This window comes from Gilvibacter sediminis, assembly GCF_028561565.1.
GTDB lineage: Bacteria > Bacteroidota > Bacteroidia > Flavobacteriales > Flavobacteriaceae > Gilvibacter > Gilvibacter sediminis.
In genome coordinates, this window is record NZ_JAQQTE010000001.1 from 318,490 (window position 1) to 343,153 (window position 24,664).

Consider the following 24,664-nt stretch of genomic DNA (forward strand, 5'->3'; position numbering starts at 1 on the left):
TGTTAGAATTAAAAGTTTATCCATATCTCGAAATAATCAGGTATGGGTTGATTAAAATAAGGCGCCATATTCTGTAAAGAAATCTGGCTTGGATGATATTTTGCTGCTATTTTTTGCTGAAACAAGCGTGCCTTGGTCAGGTCGCGTTCATCAAAATAGCGTATAGTAATTACGTTTGATAAATTGGAGACCGCATTGGCCGGAGGCAAATCATCTTCAATCTCAATGGCCTGCACCAAAAGGGCGTCTTGGCCTTGATTGAAGGTGTTTTGACTGATCTGTGCCACAGCCTGTCTGGAATAATCTGTACAGGCCACCAAGCGCAATTTGTCTACAGTTATTTTGCGTTGTGCGGTAGTCCCCACTTCTTGGGTGAGTTTGATAACCTTCTTTCTATTATCTATTGTAATGGCTCCAAAGTTCTCCAAAGCACTTTGGCCTAATAAGGGCGGAACATTAGCCCCGCGAATCACCATGGCATCCACGTCTTCTAAAACCAAACTGCCAAGCGCCAAACGATCAATACGGATCAACAAAGCGTCTGCTAATTCTCCGTTAGCCATCATGGTGCTGGTCTTAGAAATGATGTTCTTAGGCCCCAAAGCACCGGCACGAACCAATTGGCCATAAAGCCCGTCTCCGAAGGAAACTTTAGAAGCTGCAGTATCAAAGATGAAAGGCGTTTCAAAGCCGTTCAATCCTACTTGAACTTCCATCACATTAGCAGCATTGCGCTCAAAAGGGATGACCAATTCGCGCTTTTGCTGGGCAAAGCTCAATAAAGAGCTACAGAGGAATACCGTAAAAAGAATCCGAGAGCACATATTGGTCACAGGTGAATTTAAAAATTAGTACTAGTATTAATGCCAGAATAGCCATAACAAGCATGATCTTATTGGCTAAGCGGCGATATTTCCAGCGGAGTTTGCCGCTTACGTTGAGAATCACGAACACAATCCCGATAACCAAAGCGATCATCACTGGGTAAAAGAAACTACTGAACTTAAAACGGCTGTAGATGTACTCAAATCGGCCTTCGCAGGAGTAGTGCATCAGCTTTAAAAAGTCTGGAATCTTCCCTTGATCAATGAAGTAATCTTCGGCCTCAAAGCGTTTGAGTAGTTTTCTTACATCACGCTTTCTGGTGTTGATGTCTTCTGAGTCAATGCGCTTTTTGATGTGATCTGCCAAAACAGCCAAATAGATCTGCCCTTTAAGCTCATTGTCGGCATTGGTGGTGTCTTTTAATAATCCTACCGCCCGCTCAAAGCCGAGATTGAGATCCTCTATGCTTAAGGGCGCGAGGGCCTCAGGATCCAATTGTTCTAAAGGCACCTCAAAGAAAGCGTCCAAAGACAGTTTATCGTCTTGTGCCTGAAGCTGAAAGCCTAAAACAAACAGTAAACCTATTAATAGTTGTTTCATAGATCTTCTTACTTCTTAATAACGCTTAATAACGGTCCTAATTGATAACGTGGATCGTAGCGGTCTTTCACACCTGGAGCTGCCCACTGACTTAAAAAGCCGTCTAGATAAAGCGCATTGTCACAATTCAACTCATCTCTTAGCAAGGTAGAGAACTCATAAAAGTTCACCTTGTCAATAGAGATCACAAAGACAATGTTTCCGTCCTTATCCACTCCAGCGGCGTTTCTGATATTCAAGTTCGGTGAACCTTCATTAAAAGCCTCATTGAACTTACCGCCATAAACCATCATAGGGCCAGACTGGGTTGCGATCTGCACGTCTTTAGGTCCAAAATTGGCCTTCAAATACTGCTCTGTAGTTAAGACCATAGGTTCTCCTTTGGCCGTGATCAAAAAGACACCATTAGGTGGGAAATCATAGAAATTTCCACGGCCGTTCTTTTTGGTATTGAGCGGGAAAACAGTATTGCCTTCATCGATATATAAACCTACAGGCAATCGATTCTCATTGAACATTCCAGCGTTCATGGTGAAGATATGTTTATCTTTTTTCTGCTGATGGTAGCGCGCCACACTAGCTATATCGTGCAAACGAGTTCCGTCCTCGCTTTCATTGAATAGGTCTACCTTGTATTTCTTCGGATCGACCTTACACATAACATAGCGCTTGCCAAATTGAGTGATCTCTGTGAGTTCGGCAGTGATCTCTTTCATCTGAGTGTCTTGAGGAATCTGAATGTCCTCCTCAACAGTTTCGCCTCCAGTATTTTCCTTGGCTACTAAAATATAAACGGGACCATAACCTGATTTCTTTGGGTTCACCTCACCACCATCTGGTGTGTAATAAGCAGTGTCATCTCGACGCATGATCATGGCGTCATTTACCTTCAACTCAGACTTTACAAAATCGGCCATAGCAGCGTAACTCACCGCATCTTGTGCAATGACAAAAACCGCTGTACCATTGGCTCGTGTTCCCACCACACTCATTGTAGTTTCTGCCGCATAACCCTTTAGGCTAGGATGCATAGCCCCTCCGGCCAAAAGTACCGGTGTAGACTCCACGGCAAATTCAAATCTACCGGTATCTGCAGCCGAATACCTGCTAGAAGGTCTTAGTTCGGTTTTACCCCCTAAGTCTTTAGCAAAAATTCCTTCCAATTGTTGGGTTTGAAAAGTAGCTGGATCCTGAAATTTTGCACCTTGCTGTCGCACTTTACCATCCTTGAAAACCAAGCCGTAAGCTTCCTTCTTTTCATTGATGGAAGTTCCACTAATGGCAAAGACCATTTGTTCCCCCAATTGTGATTTTTGATCGTGATGTTTGTCAAAAGACCACTGAGTAGCAGCTGTATTGTGCAGCTCCAAGACGTGCTTGGCTGGGTTGTATTCTACCACGAGATAGGTTTTACCCTTGTGCTTTTTAGTTTGCATGACCTCTTGAGCAAATGCTCCCGTACTTATAAGCACAGCGAACAACAAGGTCCAAAAGCCACGCATTTTATAGTGTTTGTGTAAATTAATCATAAGAGTAAAAGACTATTAAGTTAGTTGCGTCTTCCAGGCGATCGTCCGCCTTATAGGTAAGTCCATCCCAAGATTCTCGAACCAGAAAAATGTTCTTTCCTCCAGTATCTAGATTGATGATATACTGCACATCATAACCGATCTCCTCCAAGACCCTCAGGGTAAATTTGGCAGAAAGGTTGAGCTCCAATTCTGCTGGAGCATCAATGATGATGTTGTAGTAATTGTCTTCATAGGATGCTGTTGCTAGAAAACGACGTTCTTGCTTCTTTCCGTATCTAAGATCGTAGAAATTGTCATTTCTATCCTTAGAATAGACCAATTGCGATTGAAAAATGGTGTAATTACCCTCTTCTGCAGCCTGAAGCAGAATTTGTCTGTCTTCATAGTTTTGTCGAGGATGTATTTCTAATATACTACCATCCTCAAGCGTCAGGCCGCCTTGCAGCTCATCAAGATCCATGGCGTAGACCATTCCTTCTACTACAAGCACTAAGGCATCCATATCAGGATCCATATTTCTGTTTTTGATCACTCCGTCTTCAACGGTCATCCCAACAGGTTTTGAATCCTTTTCCCAGGTCTCTGAAAATGCACCACTACAGGCGAGCATTACGGTTTTATCACTGTACCAATTCTCATAACGATCTTGAGCTTCCATGGCAAAGTACTCTGCATTGACCGTATAGCCCATATTGAAGGCATAGACCTCATAGTCTCTACCTAATAATGCACGGCTGTAATGCACGAAGTTCTCGTCAAATTCTTGAGCGCTAGCAGGAGCTACACTCAAAAGCAGCGTTAGTATAGTTATTGCTAAAGTTCTCATTTACCGATTAGTCCTTGTAATAGATCAATAAATTGGTTGCGTTTTCAATTTTGGCGGCGTCGGTGTTAGAGCCTTTATAAGGTCTCTTGTCTTCCAAATAGCTGCCGTTGTAGCTGTACATCAAGTTTTTGTCTCCTGTATCTAAATTCAAGATATAAAGTACTTTGAAACCATCGTACTCCAAAACAACCTTAGTGTCTTCTGCTCCTTCTCCAAGATAAATGGCTTCTGGAACATCAACAACAACGTGGTGCACAATACCATTCTTGATACAAATAGCTAAATAACGACGTTCTCTTTCGGCACCGTAAAACTTGTTTCCAAAGTTCTCGTCATAGGTTTTCTTTTCAGAATATACGAGCTGAGTTTGGAATAAGGTAACACCAGCATCCTCTCCCCAGTTCAAGAATTTGGTTCGATCAGTTATATTATCTCTAGGATCGTACTGCTCGTAGTTGCCGCTGCCGTATGGGTTTTCTACGTTGACGTATTTTTTATCCATATCTACTACGGCGATTCCCCCTTGTTGGGCAGCTCCATTGTAGACGATCACCATTCCGTCCATCTCTGATTGTGGAGAGCGGTTAACAATATGTCCGTTATCTACACAAATGCCTACTGGTTTTGCGCTAGAATCCCATCCGTCTGAAAAGGCACCCGCAGTAATAAACAAGATCTCCTTGCCAGACTTCCAATTGAGGTATTGGTCATAAGCATTGGTGGCAAAGTACTTGGCTTTGAGATTAGTTGCAGAGCTTCCCTCTCTAGAGAAATCGTATAGAGTAAATGTCCTGTCACCATAGTCATAGGCTTCAATTCTAAACTTGCCATTAAAATAACTCTGCGCATTGAGCATAGTGACGCTCAAAAGCAAGGTAAAAATAGTGGTGTAAAATAGTCTCATCTTAAAATATTTGATGGTTGTTAAAGTGTGTTGTACTTAATTTTAAAAACGATAGGTAAGGTATCGTTTGGTTGTTGCGCGGCATATTGTCTATCATCAATGATGGTATTCATAAGACCGGCATAGTCGTTTTTATAATCGGTGGTATCCTTTATGTGTTGTCTGTAATTTCTGGGCATGGCGTAATAGGCGCCGTTCAAAAAGGATTTTTTGATCTTGCGTTCATTAAGAATCGCTCCGGTTTGATGCGGCAAATAATCCATACGTACTCGGGCGTATTTGTTGAGCACTTCATTTAAAAAGTCCGATGCGGCTACCAAACTAGAAACACTTTCATTCACAGAATCCCAGTTCAAAGCAATGTACTGGTAGCAGACGTAGTAACCTGCAATATGATCGGTGATATAATCGTATTCAGTTGGTTCAATGCGCAGCTCAAACTGCTCGTATACAGAAGCTGAAAACAACTTGGCCAAGTAAGGGTCTACTACATCGCCATTGGCATTGAGGTAGTTCAAAAAGGTATTCCCCAAGCTGATATGCACATCGGCCTGACTCTGATTTCTGTCTAAACAAAAACCGTCAACTTCTTCTTGAAAATATATAATGGATTGCAGGCTAAAGAAACGTTCCAACTCTTGTTTTACCGGAAAGTCTATGGATTGACCCACAGCTGGGTTCAAGGCATTCCCCGCGTCACGACTGTAGCATTGCGCTTGGGTCGTAGTGGCTCCCAAATAGCATCCCAACAAAAACAGTGCAGGGATCAGGTAGTAGTGATGGCTGCTTTTCTTCATTTAAACCTACAGTATCCAATTCGCCCATCATTAGGCTTGGATAAAACTATACTATGTTGGGAGATGGTAAAATACCCATTGCTGGGTATAATCCTAAAAGTACATCATGTAAGACAAATACGTAAGGTAAAACCGTAAAAATCGTTAACAAACTCTTAACATCGGTGAAATGACTTACGGTTGTTAATTTATTTGGTCACGTACCAGACAATATAACTACCCCAATCCCTTAATAAACCGGCTTCATTTCGCGATAAACCGCTTTGTTCATCAAGATTAGTTATTTGACCATCTATTGAAGAGCGCAAAAAATTGACATTTCCGGTTTCTAAATTCAATATGTATAAAACTTCATGACCGAGATAATCTAAGATGTTCTTTGTGTCACTTGCACCTTCAAGGAGTTTAATTGCGTCTGGAACATCAATCACGATGTGATGCACCTCATTATCTTTAATTGTGATTGCTAAATACCTTCTCTCGCGTTCATTACCTTGATAAATATTAGCAAAATTCTCTTCTTGAGTTTTTTTCTCAGAATACACCAAATGGGTTTGCCAAACACTCAATCCAAGATCTACTGCTGCATTTAAGAATCTAGTGCGATCTGTAATGTTATCACGTGGATTGAATTGCGCGTAGCTCCAGTTGTCAGCGGGCACTTCAATATTTACATAAGATTTGTCCATATCTACTACTAAAACACCTCCTTCTTGTACATGACGTGTATAAAAAAGGACCAATCCATCCATATCAGAGCTAGGACTTCTGTTGATTATTTGCCCATCATCAACCGAAAGACCAACGGGTTTGGCATTGACATTCCAACTATCCAAATAGGCGGCTGATGTAATTAACAGTATTTCCTTATCTTCTTTCCATTCCATCAGCCTGTCATATGAATTGGCAACAAAGTACTTCGCCCCTATCGTAGAGCCAAAAGTATCTATAGCAGCCCTAGACATATCATAGAGCGTAAAATCTCTATCGCCATATTCATAAGTCTCGATGGTAAATCGACCGTTATAATAGGATTGCGCATGAATTAGACTCGTTACGAGTAGCGGCGCGAGAAAAAGAAACTGTCTCATCATTATGGTTTTTTGCAAAGTAGGTGCTAACAGGAAGACTCCACATACCGTTTAAGGGGTATTTTAACTTACTAATTCTAAAACAGCTAAGACTTCTAGATTGACACAAACTCGTTCTTAGGTTCCAAAATTCCGTTCTTCTGTTCCCTGTTTGTGAGATTTATTCCTGTTCCATTTCCTTTTTATAACTTTCTGAGGATTTAATCCAGGCAAGCCACTGATCCTGCGCTCAATGTAACCCAGGTTACTCTGTGACTGAAGCAGAAGCGCTAATTTTCGGCTTGGGTTTAAAAAACCAACTGTCTTGAAACGCAGAGCATTCATTCAAAAAACAGCGCTGAGCGCCTTTGCCGCCGCCTTGGGAACAGAAATAGTCTTTGGCGCCAACTTGCTGAAAGGCTACACGCCCTTGGGACTTCAGGACCCGGATCCTTTTGAACTCTTTAAAAAGAACACGGACATGGTGGTGCTCAACGATCGCCCTTGGAATATAGAAGCGCGTGCCCATCTGCTGGATGAAAAGGTCACCAGCAACGCCAATATGTTTATTCGAAACAATGGGTTGATCCCGCCAGAAATTGACGTTGCTAATTGGACATTGACCATAGACGGAGAATCAGTCCAAAACTCAAAGACCTATAGCCTTGAAGAGTTAAAAACCAAATTCAAGCAATACACCTACCAACTCACTTTAGAATGTGGGGGTAATGGCCGTAGCGAATTTGATCCCCCTGCCAAAGGCAATCAGTGGACCGTAGGTGCGGTACATTGTGCACAGTGGACTGGAGTTAGACTCAGAGACGTTCTAGAAGATGCCGGAATAGCCAGTGACGCTGTATATATAGGATATCACGCCGCAGACATTCACTTGAGCGGAGATACTTCCAAAGAACCGATCTCTAGGGGCTGCCCTATGAGCAAAGCCATGCAAGAGGAAACGCTTTTAGCCTTTGAACTGAATGGAGAAGACATTCCTGTAGCCCACGGCTATCCGTTGCGATTAGTCGCCGGTGGCTGGCCGGCTTCTGTTTCTGGAAAGTGGATAGAGCGCATCAGCATTAGAAATGTAGTACACGATGGAGCAAAAATGACCGGTACGGCCTACCGCGTGCCTTGCAAACCTGTCGCTCCAGGAGCGAAGGTTGCAGATGCCGATATGTGTATCATTGAATCCATGCCTGTAAAATCCTTGATCACTTATCCCAAATCTGGAGCTGTCTTAAAAAAAGGACGCAGACTTAACATCCGGGGACATGCTTGGGCTGGCGAATTGGAAGTTGCTAAAATGGAGTATTCTATAGATTTTGGAAGCACTTGGAAGGCTTGTGAGCTCAGCAAACCTGTAAACCGCCTCGCTTGGCAACACTTCTCTGCGAGTATTGATTTTCCCGAGCTTGGCTACTACGAGGTCTGGGCCCGTGCCACAGACAGTCAAGGCAAAGCACAACCCATGGTATTGCCAGGATGGAACCCAAAAGGCTATCTCAACAACGCTTGTCACCGCATAGCCATTAAAGTACAATAGCATGAACGGACCCGACGCGTTTAAAGATCAAGTCAAACAACTCTACCGAGCCTTAACAGGTTTACTCATAGCCTTTGTAGTGGTGGTTGGGCTTGTCATGGCCTATGTGAATGATCCCTCCCTTTTTGAATCTAAAGACGATTCCTGGGTAGCGGTTCCCGAAGAGGATCCCGATCTAATCGTAGACGGTATTCATCAACGCACAGGTTTAATAGAGGCGGAAGGGCTTATGGCAGTGGTTGCTAATTGTACCAGTTGTCATTCTGCTAAACTCATCACACAAAACCGCATGAACGCTGAGCGCTGGAACACCACCATTGCTTGGATGCAAGAGACCCAAAACCTTTGGGACTTGGGAGATCAACAAGAGGTCATTGTCAACTATTTGGTGACCAACTACCCTCCTAAAGCAAAGGGCAGACGCATGGCATTAACTGATATTGAGTGGTATGAACTCCAATGACTCAGCGACAATTTCAAAAGCATTTATGCAAGGCGAAGAAAAAATGACGACACAGTAAATATACGGTAAGCCGCGATTGATTATCATGTAATTCCTAAGCTAGGTAACCTATATTGCAGCTCACATTTTGTATTTTTATGATCATTAAATGAATCCATACTTAGAAACCTTTTGGAACGCAATTGTGGGTACGGCAGACTGGACCTGGAAGTCCATCATCTTTGAAGTGCCTTGGTATACCAACTTCTTTTGGGGTCTTACGGCTATTTCATTGGTGGTTTGGCTGTTGGAGATTGCCTTTCCTTGGCGCAAAGAGCAAAAGACCATCCGCAAGGATTTTTGGTTGGATGCTTTTTATATGTACTTCAATTTCTTTGTCTTTTCCATAGTGATCAGTGGGTTTTATCAGATCTTGAGTTTACTTTTTGCTGAAGTGAATATTACCGCCAGCAGCTTGGCTTTGATTGATTTCTCCGGATGGGCCCCAGCGTTGCAATTGTTGATATTCTTTATTTTACTCGATTTTGTGCAGTGGTTTACCCACGTATTGCTCCATCGATATGAATTCCTTTGGAACTTCCACAAAGTTCACCACAGTGTAAAGGAAATGGGCTTTGCCGCGCACCTGCGCTACCACTGGATGGAAAACGTCTTATACAAACCCCTAAAGACCTTTGGGGTCATGATTCTAGGTGGATTTGAACCTGAACAAGCCTATATTGTACACTTTATCGCCATAGCAATTGGCCACTTCAACCACTCAAACATAAAGATCACTTGGGGGCCGTTGAAGTATATTTTCAACAACCCCGTCATGCATCTTTATCATCATGCCTATACCCTGCCCGAAGGAAAAAACGGGGTGAACTATGGTATTAGCTTAAGCCTTTGGGATTATATCTTTAAGACCAATTACATCCCAGAAGACAGTGGCACCATTACCATCGGTTTTAAGGGCGATGATGAGTTTCCTAAAGACTTCGTCAGGCAAAACCTCTACGGATTCGGTAAGAAAAAGAAGTGATTTTCTAAAAGTCCTTAATCACAGGTCTCGGCTTTAAATTCAACTGCATCCAGCTCCTTCCAAATGGGCGTGTCAAAGGGCTTCGGTGACAAAGTAAATAACACTTGAACCCGCTGTTGCTCTTCACAATAGCGCTGTTTAACCTTAACGAATAATTCCATCATCTCTCCGGTGTGAAATCCGTCAAAGACCTTGATCTTACCCAAAAAAGCCGCAGACTCTCTTTGCCCAAACGGATTGGCTAATAAGACCATATTGGGCTCAGAAAAGTCCGTAGTCCAATGATTGGGTTGCATCAGCCCACGATAGTAGCCTTCCAAATTTTGGACAATTTTCTCGGCGCTAAATTCCCCTGATGCATTAACGTTCCAAACCAAGGCTAAGCTCCAAAATCCTGGCTTGTCTTTAAACTTCCAATCGGGATGAAATCTCAACTCTTCATAACCCACCAGGTCCATGTCTGGAGCCCAATGAATAGGAAACTCTATGATCTCTTCAGCCCAAGATTCCGGAGCATCCAAAATCAGTTCTTGAGCCTCTTCTTGTCCGCAAACCCAAAAGGGAATTGACAAAAACAGAAACAATACTATTGCTCTCATTGGGCTTTGAATTTCAAGTAAACATCAAACTCAATGGCCTCTGCTATGGCGTGATCTTTTAATTCATTGTTGTAGGTAATTCCCCAACGCGTTCGGTCTATTTTGAATTGAGTGCGGAGTTCCAACTTATCTCCATCAGCAACACCCCAAAACTCTTGTGTCTTGCTAACGCCTTTAATGGTTAAGGTAGCTATAAATTTATGCTTGTTCTCTTCTGGAAAATACTCCGCAGTTTCAATCTCTAAAAGTGCAAATGGATATTTGTTTACAAAGAAGAAATCTTCATCCTTTAAATGGTTAACAGGGCCTTTGCCTTCAAGATGATCAGGGTTGCTTATGGAGTTCATATCGATAACAAAGGAGCCGCCTACTATGTCGCCTGCATCGGTTCGTAATTCTCCACTTCTAAAATTTACCGTGCCTTTGTGTTCGGCAAATTGAAAGGCATAATAGCCACGCCAATTGATCAAACTTCTATCGGTGTCCAAGAGATAAGTGAGTCGCTCGTCTACTTGAGCTTGGGCGGCCACACCCATTAATAAACACAAGGCCATTACTAGTTTTTTCATGATTTAAAATTTTTAAACGAAACTAGACTGAGCGGATGTGAGAAGTGTCAAAAAAGTGTAAAAGATGTGCAAAGGCTTGTAAAAGTTGGTCAAAATCTGTGTTCTTTGCATCAGCTATGAACAAATCCGCTTTAAAAATTAAATACCTCTGCTTAGGAATGCTTTCCCTTTGGATTTTGGTCAGTGCCTGCCAACCCCAAGAGGAAAATGAAGATCAGAAGGCTAAGATCGCCTTGAGAGAGGTGGGGCATCAACTGCTTCTCGCTACAGAGGACTCTACCTCAACCATCCCTCCTATTAAGACTTTAGAAAACAATTCCTACCTGCTTTCCTTCAGCAATGAACTGTCTATTGAACCACAGACGCTCGTGGATCAAATGAAGGATAAGATGCTCCGAGCTGGATTTGAAAGAAACTATACCGTTGAGGTCAAAAACTGTGAAGACCTTGAGGTGGCCTATAGTTATGAAATTGCCAAAGAAGAGCAGCGTACCATCATTCCTTGCGGCACAAGGATATTGCCGCCCGGCTGCTATAAAATTCAATTATTTCTCAGTGCTTCAAAACAAACAGCAGCGACCATACCTTGGTGGTGGTTGACGCTTCCGCTGCTACTTATTGGATTGATACTTTTCTATTTTAGAAAAAGTAATGACACAAAGCATGAGGAATCCAAAAACTTCAAATCCTTAGGTGATTTTAGGTTTTACCCCGATCAGAATAAATTGGTAAAAGCGGCTGTGGAGATAGGCCTTTCCAACAAGGAGTGCGAACTCCTGGCCATTTTAGTTGAGGCGCCCAACCAGATCATTCGCCGTGAAGAATTACTCAAAAGGGTTTGGGAAGACAACGGTGTGGTCACGGGCAGAAGCTTAGACACGTATATCTCTAAACTGCGTAAAAAGCTCAAAGATGATGATCGGATCCAGATCGTGAACGTCCATGGAGTGGGTTATAAGCTCAGTTTTAATTCTAAATAAAAAAGCCGGGATTTCTCCCGGCTAGCATAACTTAATTCTCCCAAAAAAAGTGATCGTAAGATGATCCTGTGCTAACTTTCTTATGGACAGTTTTAAGCTGCATTTGTTTGGTCTTGTATAAATAGCCCGTTGATGCCGGAGCTGTAATTTTGACTTTCACAGATCTACGGCGACGTGTTTTGGTTTTGTTGAGTTCAACAGGCTCCATACAGTCAAAACGAACCGAAACCCCGCGAATTTCTGCGGTAATTCTTCCGCGACGACGACGCCATTTTCCACGCTTCTTCTTGTAATGAACTGTTTTTGATTTAATTCTAGAACCCCAAAGTCCGCTTGGATGAGATAACTTCTGCTTCCCTTTAATTCGGCGGTTTGACGATGGATAATAATATCTGGATCGGTCAAAGCCCAATCGGCATTCTGCACCGCCATCGGTACCAGAGGTTCCCGAGTTATCGTTGTAATTCCCAGAACTACTTCCGCCTGTATATCCACCATATACAGTTACCCCTTCAACATCGACAAACTCATCAACATTAGAAACGGCAATAGTCTCCAACAGACCAACGTCCATAGTACTCACAGTTACATAACCAAAGCGAGTAAAATGATAGAGGTCACGACCAATCTTCACGTTTCCAAACTCATTGACCACAGTTCTTACCTCATCGTCAAAGATGTAATGATTGTCAGGGTCATTTTTCTCATCCAGAATGTCGTTTGCCAACCAAGCATCCTCTTTTTCACGCAACTGTTTGCGCAAAGAGCTAAAGTCACCGAATTGGTTCTCAAAATCGATCAACGGTTGCGCTGGGTCGAACTTGAGTTCGTCTTCTTTCTCATCTAGTGATTCGTCATCTAAGTGACCCCATTCGTCCAGAAAAGCATCGTCATAGGCTTCAACTTGCTCCTCCAATTGATCCAAAGTATTTAGAAAGGTCTCTACGTCTGGAAAATCCAACATATTCTTGTAAACCCCTACGCGAGCACTAGCTTTGCCTGTAAAATTTGCCTGTTCACTAGTTTGCTCCGTCAAAGGCTCCTGCTCACAAGAACCCATTAAGGCGATAAACAGCAATAACCCGAATCGCTGCAGTATTTGTTTAGTCTTCATAGGATATAAATTTGAATTAATACCCTACTGTTACCCGTACCAGCAATCTGTTACCCGCGGTTTTTGAACTTTTTTCGTAAAAAATAAAGAGGTACTACAAGCAGTATAGAAAACCAGGCATAATTCCATTTTTTTCTAGCCTGAATTGGTACAGAATCACCAATGAGAATCAGCGAACTCCAATAATAAGGAGACTTTTCAGACAGATCAGCCTGCTTCAGATAGTCCATCTTTGCCAGTCTTAAAGCGGTCGCTGAGGGAACTCCACTTTCTAAATGAGCATAAAATGACGTGAGGATACTTTGTGTGGTCTTATCGTTGGTGCTCCACCGACTACTGATCACAGTTCGCGCTCCAGATTGAAAGAAGCCTCTGGCAAGACTAGCAACCCCTTCTCCCTTTAGGGCTTGTCCTGTTGCTGTATTGCATGCGCTCAAAACAACAAGATCTGCCTTTAAACGCAAGCCGTTGAGATCAACTAAATTAATCAGGCTGTCCTGCATGCTAATCCAAGGAAGCTCATTTGCGGCCGCGTGAGTTGCTAGATGAATGATTCTCGCCTCGGAGGCGTTTTGCAAAAAATGTTTTCTACTCGCCTGTATATCGGAAAAGATCATACCTTCATAATAAAGCGAAGCTGCTGCTATCTCATCTGTGGTTGCGGGCAAATCCACTAATCCTTCCTGTTGAAAACGCACAGGTGCCATGGCCAAAAGATCGTGTTGGGTATTGCGTTGCATCTCTTTGCTTTTATGTAAATAAGACAGCGATTGCGCATAGCTGATGTTCTTTTGCTCAATCAAATAGGTCAATGGACTGCTTTGACTTACTAAAGCTTCAAAGGGAACGGCATTTAAATTTTGATCTGCAACAATGATGAGATTTGTAATATCCTTGAGGTAATTCTGCAGTTCTTCGGGAAACAACCTTTTATATAAGTTTGCACTAAGGGTGTGGAAATTGGTCGCGTCCGACTTGCTCTGGAATGGCTTCATTACAAATTCACTAAAGGCACTTACTTGCTTTGACAATTCTTTTGCCTGTGGCAGCGAAATCAAAATGGTGTTTGCCTCACTGATCAACAAGACTTGATGTGATTGATCGGGTTTCTCGCTGTCGTTCCAGAGATAATGAAGAATAGCGGTATTTGACTCCAGTTCAGACAGCACATTTTCTAAAGATTCAATTTCAATTTGAGCAATTGCACCCTTTAATTCAGGGTAAGAAATCGAGAGTTGTTTCAAAAATGCCGTTCTGTCCGCTTTTAAGTCCAAAAGCTTTGCATGCTCTAAACTGGGGTCAGCCAGTGCAGCCAATTGTGCTTTATTGATCTGTTTGTTATAGTAATAATAGGCTTTTACAAGGCTGTCGGGTAATTGTTCTAATTGTTTATTGAAAGAGGTGTTTTGCGTTAAAAGGACCGCTTGTTTTTTTTCTGCAAAGTAGAAGGCCTGATCGGGTTGATTCAGTTCCCAGGCCACAAAAGTTCCATTGCCATATATTTTATAAGCATACTTACGCCAAAACAACTTGGAAGCATCATCACGATTACCAACAAAAAGTTGATCTGCAATATAATCCGCAGCTTTGAGTTGAATCATAGCCAGATCTAAATAAGTCTTTTCTTTATTGATGCGGTATTGTTGGGTGTAGATATCCGCTTTTTTAGTGAGTCCCCAGAGCAATAATTTAGCATCAATTGCTCCATCCATTGTTTCAGCCGATGGGACTTGATCAAGCGCAAAAGTATCTTGTGTGTTCTCTTCTAAACTTTGATGAATGGCCGCTAGAGCATCATTCAAACGATCATTCTCCAAATAGAAATCACATTCAATGTTCAGCAATCGGGTAATGGTACTGGCACTGCCTGGATAATTCTTAGCGCGATCAATATAATAAAGTGCACTATCACTGTGGTTTTGTGCGTATAGATTGGCCAAATTCACATAGGAACGAACCAGTAGTGAAGTGTCTTTCACGGCCAAAAGGTCATCAATACTTTTTAAGTAGTATGCCTTGGAGCTTTCATAATCAAAATAGTTGGCGTTGTTGTAATAGCTCGCGTAATGCAACTTCAAAATCACCGCATTTCTGGCAGAAATACTCGCGCCATTGTCCAGCGCTTGATCTATTTCTTGCAGTAGTTCAAACTTCTTCTTTAAACTTTCTGGACTGTTGATTTCCTCATAGATTTGTGCCAAATCTAAAGATCTGGAAACCCAGCCTCGCATTCTGCCCTTGGCTTTATAAATGAGTCGGCCTTGCAAATAGGCATCAACCGCTGCATAGGGATCGCCTTGCTTTTCCGAGATGTTTCCTAAATAAAAGTGAGCACGAGCTACCTTTAAACTGTCAATTTTTTTATCAATCAACTTTTGAAAAAACGCTCGGGCTGCTGGCCATCGTTTATCCCAATAACAAAATCGAGCGGTATTGTATAAAGCTTGGTTGTAATCCTTATTGTAGAGTTGCAACTCATCATACCACGCCAATTCTCTTTGGCTGTAAGCTATAGCAGTACTCAGATCGCGTGCCTTATTATTATAGTAGCGCGATTCTTGATGCGCGATCTGTATGGCTTGTTGCAAATCGGTTGAAGCAACGGCCAAAGTCAGCAGGGAATCTACCCAAGTTTGGCGTTGTTCAAGAGGGACTTTAGCAATACCTGCTTCATAAGATTCAAACAAAGTTTGGCCATTGAGCATACCACATATCAGTACACTCAACAGCCAAATTCTTGTTTTTACAAATCTCATTAGGAGGTAGATACTTTAATAGCGGCAGTGGTTACCCCAAGCAACTCTTTTGACTTGACAAGGTTCAGTCTCATCAGTGGTACCGCTTTTTTCTTCTTCCTCTTCTTCCTCATCTTCACAAGGATCAGTTCGGATTGGAACATCAGCTTCGTGTTCATAACAAACACGGCAAAAAACCACCCAAACTTCTTTGTCTGGTTCGGCAGGACATACTGACCAGCCTTTCAATACCCCGCTGTCGCTGTACTCTTTACGGACTTCATTTTTTTCTATCTCTGATAAACCCGTAAAGAATTCTACGGTGAGCTCTCTGACGTCTGTTTCAGCTTTCAGATTAAATTCGGCTTGATCTTCTGTGGTTGAGGGTTCATCTTTAGAACAGGATACTAAAGACAGGGTTGCGGCTATAACCATTAGACACAACATTTTGAATGCATGTTTCATTTTGTGAATTTAAAATTAAAAATTAGTTGAATCACGTGGTTTGGCCATAGCACGGCTGAGGGAAAGTTGTAAAACCTTGTGTTATAAAGGTAAAGTACAATAGAATCTTACCTTTACCTCTTATGCAACTCTGGTTTTTCTTGCGTATTATTGTCGCACAGTGACAAATCCGCGTGAATTTACAATCCTGTTCCCCTACAGTGGATTTTGTTACCCAGAGAATCGAAAAAACCCCAGAACCGCAATACTATTTAATGGATCCCACCAAATATTTAGAAGCACTTGTAAATGCTAATTCTAAGATCATTGACCAGCTCTATGATAAGGAATTACCTAAAGTTACTCGATTTGTGATGCAAAATAATGGAGGGCAACAAGATGCTGAAGATATTTTTCAAAAGGCATTATTGCAATTAACCACGAGGTATGTGGCAGAACCTTTTGAAATCAAAAGTAGTTTTGAAGCCTATTTATTCACCGTTTGTAAAAATTTATGGCGACGGGAGTTAAATTCTAAAAAACCTCGGGTAACAAATGCCACACATTTGGAACCAGTTTATGATCCTGAGGATCTAGCCTTGTCTGCTATGGAGCAAAAACGATGGGACTTATTCAAGGCCTGCTTCGAATTGCTTTCAGAAAATTGCAAAGCAGTGCTGCAGTTGTTTTTCAACAAAGTATCCTATGCTGATATTGTAAGTCGTTTGGGTTATAATTCAGAAACTGTAGCCAGACAGCGAGTATTTAAGTGCAAGGCTAAATTGACAGAATTTGTAAAAAAGGACCGAAGTTTTAAGGCCTTACGTGAACTATGACCAATCAAGATTTAAAAGAAATTAGCGCGCTATTGCGCGGGGAACTCTCTGCAGAAGAAGCTCAAAGCTTGCAGAATCGCTTGGAGGCTGATCCTGAGCTGATGGAGAACTATTTGCTGGAAAAGCAGCAATTTACGGCTTTAGACGAGTCGCAATGGCTTAAGGCAAATACCGCCGATAAAGATTTTAAAAAGTTTCATAACGCGGCGCAATCAGATGCCGTTAAAAACTTGAATCAGCATTTAGAAACACGAAAACACAGTCCAACTAAAGTTGTTCCACTCTATCAGCGTACCTATTTCAAATGGGTGGCCGCTGTCGCTGTAATTGCTTTAGTAATATCGGGTATACTTTTAGGAGGACAAGATGATCCGCAGACCTTATACGCTCAGTATATCGATATGGATGACGTCCCAACATTAACCGTTCGAAGTGACCGCGATTCTATTTACGGTATTTTAGAAAACCAGTTTCAAAACGGGAACTACCAAGAATTCCTCAGCAATCTTAAAGAAAATGATACCCTTCCTGCCAATGCAAGCTTGTTACTTTACGAAGGATTGGCCTATAATGAACTCAATGATGCACCAAAAGCCATTGAGACTTTTGATGAACTAATTGCCAGCGATCTTATTGACGCGCCGAGAGGTTATTGGTTCAAAGCTTTGGCTTTAATTAAATCTGAGGATGTTAATGAAGCCAAAACGGTTTTGGAATTCATAGTCAATAATAATCTTTACAATGCTGATAAGGCAAAAGAACTTCTCTCAGATCTCCCCTAAAACAAAGGGATTTCAAAGCATAAAATCAAAGCATAACGAAAGTTGTGCTTTTTTTTGGGTAACAAAATAAAATTTACGGAACCCTTTAGTGAGTACCATAACTGTGCATGGTGTTTAGTTAAATAATAATATGGAAGTCGATGATTCCAAATCTCGGCTTTGCATTAAAACTAACCATTATGAAAACTCTAAAAACACTGGGCATAGTCTTGATTCTTTCCTGCTTGATCACTGCATGCTCTAAGGAAAATTCGCAGGAAACCATAACCATTGAAAACCAATCTTCTTACGCCAATAAAAGTGCCCTCAAAGCACCTAGTACCGCTTTTGAAGGATTTACTAATGTAAAAGAGGCGCTCGAACCCTACGGGCCACCCAGATTACCCTTAACCAGATCTAAATTCGCAGAGCTAAGTTCCATTGCTGGAATCACGGACATGGATACCGATTCAGCAAACTTCATTGCTGATCAGATGCTGCTCGCTCAAGACATGGGTACAGAAGCATACATCATGGAAAAGACAGACTTCAGCGAATTCACTAAAGTTCATATTCTCAAGATCATCGCAGAGCAATCTTTGGACGGTATAGAAGAGATTGAAGGGTTCAATCGTCTTAAAGAGCACGAACAACAACTGCTCGTATATCTCAATGATGTTGCTCGAGATTTTCGCGATGACCGCGATGCCTACACCTCTTCAAGATTCAGATGTGAAGTACTCATTTTAGAGTATCCCGTAAGCACTCCCTGTACGTTGAATGGCGCAGTTCTCGGAGGAGCAGCTGGATTTACCCTTTGTGGCCCGCCTTGCGCCGTAGGCGGAGCAATCATTGGTGGGCTTGTAGGACTTTGGGTCGATTTAAAGTAATCCTTATAAAAACAGTATCATTATGAGAACTCTATTATATATGAGCATAGCCTTAGTAATGTCCTTTCTGGTCACAGCTTGCTCCGAAGAAAATCAACAAGAGCCAATCACTATTGAAAGCCAGTCATTGTTTGCCAGCAAAAGAGCTGTCAAAGCTCCAACTACGACCTTTGATGCGTATTTGAGTGTAAAAGCGGCCATTGAAACTCATGGGATGCCCGCATTACCCTTGGATCGCGGAAGCTTTTATGAACTTCAATCGCTCTCTGGCATTGAAACCGAAATAGACACTAAATCAGCAAATCTAATACTCGACGAGCTTTTTGTGTTCCAAGAAATGGGTGTAGTTCCTTATATCCGCGAAAGAACAAATTTCACCGAGCTGACCAAAGATCTAATCATTAAGATCATTGCGGAAGAATCTATTGAGGGCATCGATGAAGTTGAAGGCTTCGCTTCACTCAAAAGAGATGAACAAGAGCTATTGCTTCACCTCAATGCTATTTCTCTAGAATTTAAAGAAGGAGCAGCCGGATTTGAACACAGAGACCGTTACTGTGGCACCTATATTTCTGGGTATGACAGTTATGCTCCCTGCACTAGGGCAGGAGCGGTCATAGGAGGTACCATTGGAATGTCATTGTGCAGCTTTCCCTGCGGAATCATTGGGGGAGTTCTAGGAGGTCTTTTCGGGCACTGGCTTGATACAAAATAAACATCTAAACAACATTGGGTAATGCTACCCAATAGCCTGGAGCAAACTAGCCAATTGGCTAGCACTCTATTTCTCCTTTGTACTCCAGGTTTTTCTAAACAGAAAATGTGCTGCAGCTAAATATCTGTTGACTATGTATTCGCCTCAATACTCAACCAGAGGTCGCGTATGCCGAAAAGCGAACGAGTAGGCAATCAATTAAACTTTAGTATTATGAAAATTGTATATCGAATGAGCGTTGTGCTCTTACTTTCTGTGGTAATCTTCTCTTGTTCAAAAGAGGATAACACAACTCCTGAAAACACAGATGTTAACAGTGAACTCTTAATTGTCAAATCAACTGATAGAGCTTCAGAAAACGCATTTGATCGTTTTAAAAGCGTTCAATCAGAGATTGAAAGCAAAGGAGTCCCGACCTTCCCGATGTCTCGCGGAGATTTTAGTGCTCTATACGGAGCCGCTGGTAATCCAGGTAGTCTGACCGCTAAATCAGCAAATATGATTGCAGATCAGTTGATGGTGGTAGAAGAAGTTGGGTTTGAGACCTATATTCTTGATCGTACCAAATACAGTGATTTCGCAAAAGAAGCGATCATTAAAATTGCTGCAGAAGGCTATTTGCCAGAGCTGACTGAATCTGAAGAATTTGCTTCACTTTCGGAATTTGAGCAAGTGCTTCTAAAGGATATCAACCTTATCTCAAAAGACTTTAGTGAAGGTCTTGGCAGAAGCGCGTTTACTGCAAAAACTGCAAACTGTACCATCAATGGTCAGCCGGCTCCATGTACAGCGACCTTAGCAGTTGCTGGAGCCGCAATTGGAGGTGCAATTTGCGGACTTCCATGCGCCGTTGGTGGCGGAATCATCGGCGGAATCATTGGATGGTTTGCTGACGGAGGTAGCAAATAATTAGTTAGGATCATTCTATGTCACGCTTGTTTAAAATTCTTGTTGTTTGTCTGGCAGTACTCTTTGGTTTTGCTGCGGTTTGGCAGGGGTCTTCTAGGGAGGAAGATCTGCCAACTGCTGTAGATAGTGCAGTATTCCAAAAGGAGAACATTTATTTATTGCTCCGCGGATCCCAAACCAAAATGGGGGGTTATGCCAGAGAATACAACAGGTATGGGGGTCTTGCCTCACACATTGCCTTAGGTGTTTACACCGATAGTCTAAGGATCTATCACGTAAATACCAGAAAGTCAAATCCTATGATCACAGAATCTTTGACCTCTTTTGTTACTACAGAAGAAAAAAGTTATAACTATCTGTCGGTCTGGAAACTTAAAGGCATGACCCCTAACAAGCTTGATAGTATTCAAAATGCGGTCAATCAACTGTTGAACCACGAGATCAAATTTGATTATAAATTCAACAGCAATGACGAAAATACCTTGTACTGTTCCGAATATATCTACAAAGTACTTCAGCCAGTGTCTCCAGCTCTTTTTAAAGATGCTTTCTACACCAAAGAGGTTCCAAGAGGACATCGATTTTATTTAAAAACAGACACTTTGCATTACCTGCCAGCAGATTTTATCCTAGGCAACAAACAAGAACTGGATCTGCTTTTTGAGTGGGAGTTGCCTACACAATAAAAAAGAGTCGCCCTGAAAACAGAACGACTCTTAGGATTAATAGCTGGATTTACAACTTATTAATGATTCGACTATTGGTAATGGGACCAAATAGTTTAGATATGTCAGAAACAGCTAAGCCGTCTGTGTCAATTATTGTAGAAGGCTTGATCCTCAAGGCCTTGTTAAAAGGCACACGAAACTGCTTGTCAAACTTCTTTCCATCTAAGGTTCCAAAGATCTTAACCGGGAGGTTGGTCTGAGCTCCAGAATTTTCCAAATCAATTCCTGTAAGACCAGATTTTACATTCAACTTAATAGATTTCATGGCCTGAACAGGAATATTACTTAGAGCCAGGGTAATCTCATCGCCGTTGATCCCCAATTTATTATTGATCTCTAAGTTCAAATTTTTAGCCTTAGCCGATTTAAAATCAATACTACAAGCATTTGAATTTAAGTCCTTAGTCACAATAGTATTGACTTCGTTTTTAGAGATCGTTGAATCGATCTTCACCGTACTGAACTGGCTTTTGATATAGTATTCCAGCTTCCCATTTTTACTTCCTTTTACCGTATGCTTAAAGTTGCGATCACTATTACTCTTGGTAATTTGTGTGAGTTTCTTTTTAAGCTCTGGACTGAGTTTTGCCGCTGTTTTAGGGTCATTCAACACATGCAAAGCCGATCGATTCTCAATCTGATCGCGCAAAATTCGTGCAGATGGCAAAGAGCGACGGGTAAAACCTCTAACCCTCGAATTTCTAGCCATAATATTCAACGGCATTGCCGGCACATTAATTCGTTCTATGGCTGAGGCAACACTGCTTTTGTACTTCTCTGTACGCATCATCAACTGACCGGGTTTCAAATTAACACCAGAATCGAATCCTGCGAAACTTGCAAAATAATCATCAGGACGGCTACCTGCCTGAAGTAGTTGCTTAGCCTGTGGTCCGTTTCCGTCTAAACTCTTACCATTTTCATCGGTAATGCTTACGGTCTCGGCATCATCAGCCAAGATTAAAATGGTTCCACTTAAAAGCAGCATAATGGCATCCCAAACTGGAGTACGTTGATCTCCATCCAACACACAAAACGGCATATAGTGCATGCGACCTCCACTCCAGGCACCGCCAGAATAGGTTTTAGAACCTTTGTAGCGAAAGGTGTTATTGCCTGCATTGACCTTAACTACCAAAGAAGTATCTCCTGGTTTGTTGGGATCCATTACCCACATTTTCCAATCGTTTCCATTCTTTTCCCAACGGTAGGGCATGATACAGTGCGGTGCTCCAGAAAAGTCGTAATTCTGCGAAACACAGAGTACAGGATTGTTGCCTCTTCTAAAAGCATCACGAGTACGGTTGAATACGTCTTTAGGGTCATGGGTATTACCCGAAAGGAATTGACCTACAAACCACCAAATGGGACCAGCACCTACCTGATAGGTATGCTTGATATTGATTTCGTTTTTAGAAGCACTATTAAAAACCACATCTTCCAAGGGTTGATTCAGCAAACTGTTGTTCTTCCTTGCGTAGATAGCCTCTAAGGACATCCCGAAGCAGTTACCACCACTGGCTATTCCTTTAACGACCCATTTGTAATACAAGTTCTTGAGGCCATCGCCAATATCCCACCATTCTGTCTCGCTATCAACATCGCGGAAAGCAGCCGCATATTGTGCTTTAGAAATGGTTGAAGTTCTAAAATTATCAAAGCCCCACCACTTTTGTTTTTCTGATAAACTGGCAATATTGATCTGTGGTTTGATGGACCATACAATACTCTTTATCTTATTGTAAGACTGATTGAACACTTGATTGGGCTCCCTATAACCCCAAGCATTCGCCGCAGTAAGCATGGTTACGTTTCGCCCGAGGTTGTCATCGTTACCAGGGTCAGAATCGCGAACATTTATATCAAAGCTGTACTGATCATTGATTTTTGGAGTGATCAATACCGGAAAGGTCTTATTGGGATTGATCACATTACGCCCTCCATAGTCTCCGCTTGATGGATAACGTTTCTGATGCAAAGTTCGCGCACCATTTTTGATCTTTACGTGGAAATAGATATCGTTTTGACCCATTCCAAAACCTTCACTCTCACGTGTGTGAATGCGCTGCAGCCTGATCTTAAATGGTCGTACTACACAAATACTGCTGTAGCTTCCGTACCAGTTCAAGCAGCCTTTTTCAAAGCTATTGATGCGTCCAGGTCCAGATACTTTTTGAATGTTTTGCTCATCTGAAGTTGGAAAGCCCAGAGCACCTAAAGGACCGCCAAGTTCTTTGTACTTCTTGCGAATATCGCCGTGAACTTCAAAGGCTCCAATACCGCTTTTCCAATAAATGGTACAACCCTCAAACTCAGAGAACTTTCCGCGTACCGTCCTGCCCTTGCGAACATCGCTTTCATTAGACACAGGGAACCCCCATTTGGAGACACCTCCCTTAGCCAAGTATTTGGCTAGAATTGCACCGTGGACCTCGTGGGCCTTAGCTTCTCCGTGCTTATAATACATTCGGGCTTTTTCAAACACCTGTTCTTCACCTCCTGTGACGGAGCGGGCCGCTCGTTTAGGAAAACCGAGAACTTTTGATTCTCCCAAGTTTTCATACTCCAAGTAAATTTCACCCATCACAGGATGTGCCCCCGTATTGCCGTGCCAATAAATACCTCCTTTACTAAAAAGACTCTTTCGGCCCGAGGTCCGCGTGGCACGTTCTTCATCTGTAATTAAATACCCAAGATTTGCGGCCTTTGAACCCATAGCTTTATATCGGTTGTAAATAGACCCGTGCATTTCAAAAGCGCGCCCTGTACTTTCGTGAAACATGATGGCGCAATTCTGATAAAACTGGGTGTAACTCCCTACAGAAACATTGTACTTAATAGCGCCAATGCGTTTTCCTGTATTCAATTTACCGTGCAAAGAAGCTTGCTTGTAGGTGATTTGCCATTCTGCGTTGGCACGTTGCTCATCTAAGAGACTCTCTAGTTCTACAGGGATGCCGTCAAACCATTTAAAATTTAAAAGTGCTCCTTTCATTTGGAATCTCGAGCCGTCTACCCAAGACCCGAAGAAGAGACGCTTGGTGGATCCTGGTTTTAAAGCCCCAGCTGGAAACCCATGAACAGAAACCAACTTCCCATCCACAAACAAACCTATTGTGTCATAATCATAGACCAAGGTAGCGGTGTACCACTTATTGATTTGAAGTTCTTTTTTAAATTGTGTGTCTGCTCCACGCCATCCGTATTTTTTAAAATTAAGGCTAGATCTCAAATCAAAAGTATTGTTGCGGGAGCCTTTGTCGGCAAAAAGAGCGAAGGGTAAAAAACCACACTCCATTATGTTTTGTCTACTGCTTACGGCAGCATTAATTTTAAAGGTGATCTGTAAACAAAATTTGGACATGCTAGGATCAAGCGTGCTCAGGTCAACTGAGCCCTTGCCAGAAGTTCCCAAGTCAAGAGCTGTGGTGGCTTGACCATCTATAGTAGGGCCTGGGATGGGAGTTGAATTTTTAAACTTGGCAGTAAAATTACCTACGCTGCTACTGACATCCGCAGCATTGAAATCAAAATGAATCAATTGAGTTTCCATTGGTTTGTTAATTGGTTAGGAAAAAATGAGTAGACCGAAATTCTCAGGAATCCGCAGACCAAAACTGGTCTTAGAACCATACGCTATTACCTACATTGTGAACACCGCAAAAAGTTGGATTTTGAAGCTAAGAAGGACGGTCTTCGATCTTCTTTTCATGGACAAGCCTTGGGGAAGTTTAGCTTGATCTTTCTGTAAGAAGCTAGGGGTCGTGTTAGTTCATAATTGTAGAACTAATCACGCC

At 42.1% G+C, this 24,664-nt stretch carries 23 protein-coding genes; 10 read left to right on the top strand and 13 right to left on the bottom strand.

What is annotated here, in order from left to right:
• Positions 1-8: 8 nt before the first annotated feature.
• From POW22_RS01400 to POW22_RS01430, 7 genes are all read right to left on the bottom strand, one after another.
• Complete coding sequence (locus POW22_RS01400) at positions 9-824, bottom strand: retropepsin-like aspartic protease family protein (protein WP_272830640.1); 816 nt, start codon at positions 822-824, stop codon at positions 9-11.
• Entirely contained in the window at positions 787-1,425 is a 639-nt protein-coding gene (locus POW22_RS01405) for a hypothetical protein (RefSeq protein WP_272830642.1), read from the bottom strand. Before POW22_RS01405 ends, POW22_RS01400 begins: the two co-directional genes overlap by 38 nt.
• Before the next feature lie 8 nt (positions 1,426-1,433).
• On the bottom strand, positions 1,434-2,927 hold the full coding sequence (locus POW22_RS01410) for a phosphodiester glycosidase family protein (protein ID WP_272830644.1): 1,494 nt from the start codon (positions 2,925-2,927) through the stop codon (positions 1,434-1,436).
• A gap of 19 nt (positions 2,928-2,946) precedes the next feature.
• Positions 2,947-3,783: a ribosome small subunit-dependent GTPase A gene (locus POW22_RS01415; protein WP_272830646.1), complete on the bottom strand. Its 837-nt coding sequence runs from the start codon at positions 3,781-3,783 to the stop codon at positions 2,947-2,949.
• Between the two features lie 7 nt (positions 3,784-3,790).
• Complete coding sequence (locus tag POW22_RS01420; protein ID WP_272830647.1) at positions 3,791-4,687, bottom strand: hypothetical protein; 897 nt, start codon at positions 4,685-4,687, stop codon at positions 3,791-3,793.
• Between the two features lie 20 nt (positions 4,688-4,707).
• Entirely contained in the window at positions 4,708-5,484 is a 777-nt protein-coding gene (locus tag POW22_RS01425; protein ID WP_272830648.1) for a hypothetical protein, read from the bottom strand.
• 188 nt (positions 5,485-5,672) lie between these two features.
• A complete protein-coding gene (locus POW22_RS01430) occupies positions 5,673-6,578 on the bottom strand; it encodes a hypothetical protein (RefSeq protein ID WP_272830649.1) in 906 nt (301 codons plus the stop codon).
• A 301-nt stretch (positions 6,579-6,879) separates the two neighbouring features.
• On the opposite strand from POW22_RS01430, the gene POW22_RS01435 reads away from it, so the two are divergent.
• The 3 genes from POW22_RS01435 to POW22_RS01445 all read left to right on the top strand — a co-directional run bounded on the left by POW22_RS01435 (position 6,880) and on the right by POW22_RS01445 (position 9,587).
• Entirely contained in the window at positions 6,880-8,100 is a 1,221-nt protein-coding gene (locus POW22_RS01435) for a sulfite oxidase (RefSeq protein ID WP_272830652.1), read from the top strand.
• 1 nt (position 8,101) lies between these two features.
• Positions 8,102-8,563: a monoheme cytochrome C gene (locus tag POW22_RS01440; RefSeq protein WP_272830653.1), complete on the top strand. Its 462-nt coding sequence runs from the start codon at positions 8,102-8,104 to the stop codon at positions 8,561-8,563.
• Positions 8,564-8,711: 148 nt separating this feature from the next.
• On the top strand, positions 8,712-9,587 hold the full coding sequence (locus POW22_RS01445) for a sterol desaturase family protein (RefSeq protein WP_272830654.1): 876 nt from the start codon (positions 8,712-8,714) through the stop codon (positions 9,585-9,587).
• A gap of 14 nt (positions 9,588-9,601) precedes the next feature.
• Here the strand turns inward: POW22_RS01445 and POW22_RS01450 are convergent, their stop codons facing one another.
• Together POW22_RS01450 and POW22_RS01455 are read right to left on the bottom strand one after the other, a co-directional pair.
• A complete protein-coding gene (locus POW22_RS01450) occupies positions 9,602-10,186 on the bottom strand; it encodes a hypothetical protein (RefSeq protein ID WP_272830655.1) in 585 nt (194 codons plus the stop codon).
• Positions 10,183-10,755: a YceI family protein gene (locus POW22_RS01455; RefSeq protein ID WP_272830657.1), complete on the bottom strand. Its 573-nt coding sequence runs from the start codon at positions 10,753-10,755 to the stop codon at positions 10,183-10,185. Before POW22_RS01455 ends, POW22_RS01450 begins: the two co-directional genes overlap by 4 nt.
• 158 nt (positions 10,756-10,913) lie before the next feature.
• Here POW22_RS01455 and POW22_RS01460 point away from each other — a divergent pair, with 158 nt between their 5' ends.
• Entirely contained in the window at positions 10,914-11,735 is an 822-nt protein-coding gene (locus POW22_RS01460) for a winged helix-turn-helix domain-containing protein (protein WP_272830658.1), read from the top strand.
• Between the two features lie 31 nt (positions 11,736-11,766).
• On the opposite strand, the gene POW22_RS01465 is transcribed toward POW22_RS01460, so the two are convergent.
• From POW22_RS01465 to POW22_RS01475, 3 genes are read right to left on the bottom strand one after another with little or no spacing between them, the layout of a single operon-like run.
• On the bottom strand, positions 11,767-12,849 hold the full coding sequence (locus POW22_RS01465; RefSeq protein ID WP_272830660.1) for a hypothetical protein: 1,083 nt from the start codon (positions 12,847-12,849) through the stop codon (positions 11,767-11,769).
• A 50-nt stretch (positions 12,850-12,899) separates the two neighbouring features.
• Positions 12,900-15,575, bottom strand: a complete 2,676-nt coding sequence (locus POW22_RS01470) for a CHAT domain-containing protein (protein WP_272830662.1) — start codon at positions 15,573-15,575, stop codon at positions 12,900-12,902.
• 45 nt (positions 15,576-15,620) lie between these two features.
• Complete coding sequence (locus tag POW22_RS01475; RefSeq protein ID WP_272830664.1) at positions 15,621-16,049, bottom strand: hypothetical protein; 429 nt, start codon at positions 16,047-16,049, stop codon at positions 15,621-15,623.
• 254 nt (positions 16,050-16,303) lie between these two features.
• Between POW22_RS01475 and POW22_RS01480 the strand changes: the two genes are divergently transcribed.
• The 6 genes from POW22_RS01480 to POW22_RS01505 all read left to right on the top strand — a co-directional run bounded on the left by POW22_RS01480 (position 16,304) and on the right by POW22_RS01505 (position 20,825).
• Positions 16,304-16,864: an RNA polymerase sigma factor gene (locus tag POW22_RS01480; protein ID WP_272830665.1), complete on the top strand. Its 561-nt coding sequence runs from the start codon at positions 16,304-16,306 to the stop codon at positions 16,862-16,864.
• Entirely contained in the window at positions 16,861-17,646 is a 786-nt protein-coding gene (locus tag POW22_RS01485; RefSeq protein WP_272830666.1) for an anti-sigma factor family protein, read from the top strand. The genes POW22_RS01480 and POW22_RS01485 overlap by 4 nt, the downstream gene beginning before the upstream one ends.
• A gap of 179 nt (positions 17,647-17,825) precedes the next feature.
• Positions 17,826-18,515 (top strand): hypothetical protein, encoded by a 690-nt coding sequence (locus POW22_RS01490; protein WP_272830667.1) that lies wholly within the window; start codon positions 17,826-17,828, stop codon positions 18,513-18,515.
• Between the two features lie 22 nt (positions 18,516-18,537).
• Positions 18,538-19,230: a hypothetical protein gene (locus POW22_RS01495; protein WP_272830668.1), complete on the top strand. Its 693-nt coding sequence runs from the start codon at positions 18,538-18,540 to the stop codon at positions 19,228-19,230.
• Positions 19,231-19,443: 213 nt separating this feature from the next.
• Positions 19,444-20,139 carry a hypothetical protein gene (locus POW22_RS01500; RefSeq protein WP_272830670.1) on the top strand — a complete coding sequence of 232 codons (696 nt, stop codon included), beginning with the start codon at positions 19,444-19,446 and terminating at the stop codon, positions 20,137-20,139.
• Between the two features lie 17 nt (positions 20,140-20,156).
• Positions 20,157-20,825, top strand: a complete 669-nt coding sequence (locus POW22_RS01505) for a hypothetical protein (protein WP_272830672.1) — start codon at positions 20,157-20,159, stop codon at positions 20,823-20,825.
• Between the two features lie 49 nt (positions 20,826-20,874).
• On the opposite strand, the gene POW22_RS01510 is transcribed toward POW22_RS01505, so the two are convergent.
• The gene (locus POW22_RS01510; RefSeq protein WP_272830673.1) at positions 20,875-24,420 is read right to left on the bottom strand and encodes a hypothetical protein; all 3,546 of its coding nucleotides are present in this window, start codon (positions 24,418-24,420) and stop codon (positions 20,875-20,877) included.
• Between the last annotated feature and the right edge of the window lie 244 nt (positions 24,421-24,664).

Bases quoted from the DNA above. Each gene is read 5' to 3' on its own strand.
- POW22_RS01400 (WP_272830640.1), bottom strand. From the start codon at position 824: ATGTGCTCTCGGATTCTTTTTACGGTATTCCTCTGTAGCTCTTTATTG.
- POW22_RS01405 (WP_272830642.1), bottom strand. From the start codon at position 1,425: ATGAAACAACTATTAATAGGTTTACTGTTTGTTTTAGGCTTTCAGCTT.
- POW22_RS01410 (WP_272830644.1), bottom strand. From the start codon at position 2,927: ATGCGTGGCTTTTGGACCTTGTTGTTCGCTGTGCTTATAAGTACGGGA.
- POW22_RS01415 (WP_272830646.1), bottom strand. From the start codon at position 3,783: ATGAGAACTTTAGCAATAACTATACTAACGCTGCTTTTGAGTGTAGCT.
- POW22_RS01420 (WP_272830647.1), bottom strand. From the start codon at position 4,687: ATGAGACTATTTTACACCACTATTTTTACCTTGCTTTTGAGCGTCACT.
- POW22_RS01425 (WP_272830648.1), bottom strand. From the start codon at position 5,484: ATGAAGAAAAGCAGCCATCACTACTACCTGATCCCTGCACTGTTTTTG.
- POW22_RS01430 (WP_272830649.1), bottom strand. From the start codon at position 6,578: ATGATGAGACAGTTTCTTTTTCTCGCGCCGCTACTCGTAACGAGTCTA.
- POW22_RS01440 (WP_272830653.1), top strand. From the start codon at position 8,102: ATGAACGGACCCGACGCGTTTAAAGATCAAGTCAAACAACTCTACCGA.
- POW22_RS01445 (WP_272830654.1), top strand. From the start codon at position 8,712: ATGAATCCATACTTAGAAACCTTTTGGAACGCAATTGTGGGTACGGCA.
- POW22_RS01450 (WP_272830655.1), bottom strand. From the start codon at position 10,186: ATGAGAGCAATAGTATTGTTTCTGTTTTTGTCAATTCCCTTTTGGGTT.
- POW22_RS01455 (WP_272830657.1), bottom strand. From the start codon at position 10,755: ATGAAAAAACTAGTAATGGCCTTGTGTTTATTAATGGGTGTGGCCGCC.
- POW22_RS01460 (WP_272830658.1), top strand. From the start codon at position 10,914: ATGCTTTCCCTTTGGATTTTGGTCAGTGCCTGCCAACCCCAAGAGGAA.
- POW22_RS01465 (WP_272830660.1), bottom strand. From the start codon at position 12,849: ATGAAGACTAAACAAATACTGCAGCGATTCGGGTTATTGCTGTTTATC.
- POW22_RS01475 (WP_272830664.1), bottom strand. From the start codon at position 16,049: ATGAAACATGCATTCAAAATGTTGTGTCTAATGGTTATAGCCGCAACC.
- POW22_RS01480 (WP_272830665.1), top strand. From the start codon at position 16,304: ATGGATCCCACCAAATATTTAGAAGCACTTGTAAATGCTAATTCTAAG.
- POW22_RS01485 (WP_272830666.1), top strand. From the start codon at position 16,861: ATGACCAATCAAGATTTAAAAGAAATTAGCGCGCTATTGCGCGGGGAA.
- POW22_RS01490 (WP_272830667.1), top strand. From the start codon at position 17,826: ATGAAAACTCTAAAAACACTGGGCATAGTCTTGATTCTTTCCTGCTTG.
- POW22_RS01495 (WP_272830668.1), top strand. From the start codon at position 18,538: ATGAGAACTCTATTATATATGAGCATAGCCTTAGTAATGTCCTTTCTG.
- POW22_RS01500 (WP_272830670.1), top strand. From the start codon at position 19,444: ATGAAAATTGTATATCGAATGAGCGTTGTGCTCTTACTTTCTGTGGTA.
- POW22_RS01505 (WP_272830672.1), top strand. From the start codon at position 20,157: ATGTCACGCTTGTTTAAAATTCTTGTTGTTTGTCTGGCAGTACTCTTT.
- POW22_RS01510 (WP_272830673.1), bottom strand. From the start codon at position 24,420: ATGGAAACTCAATTGATTCATTTTGATTTCAATGCTGCGGATGTCAGT.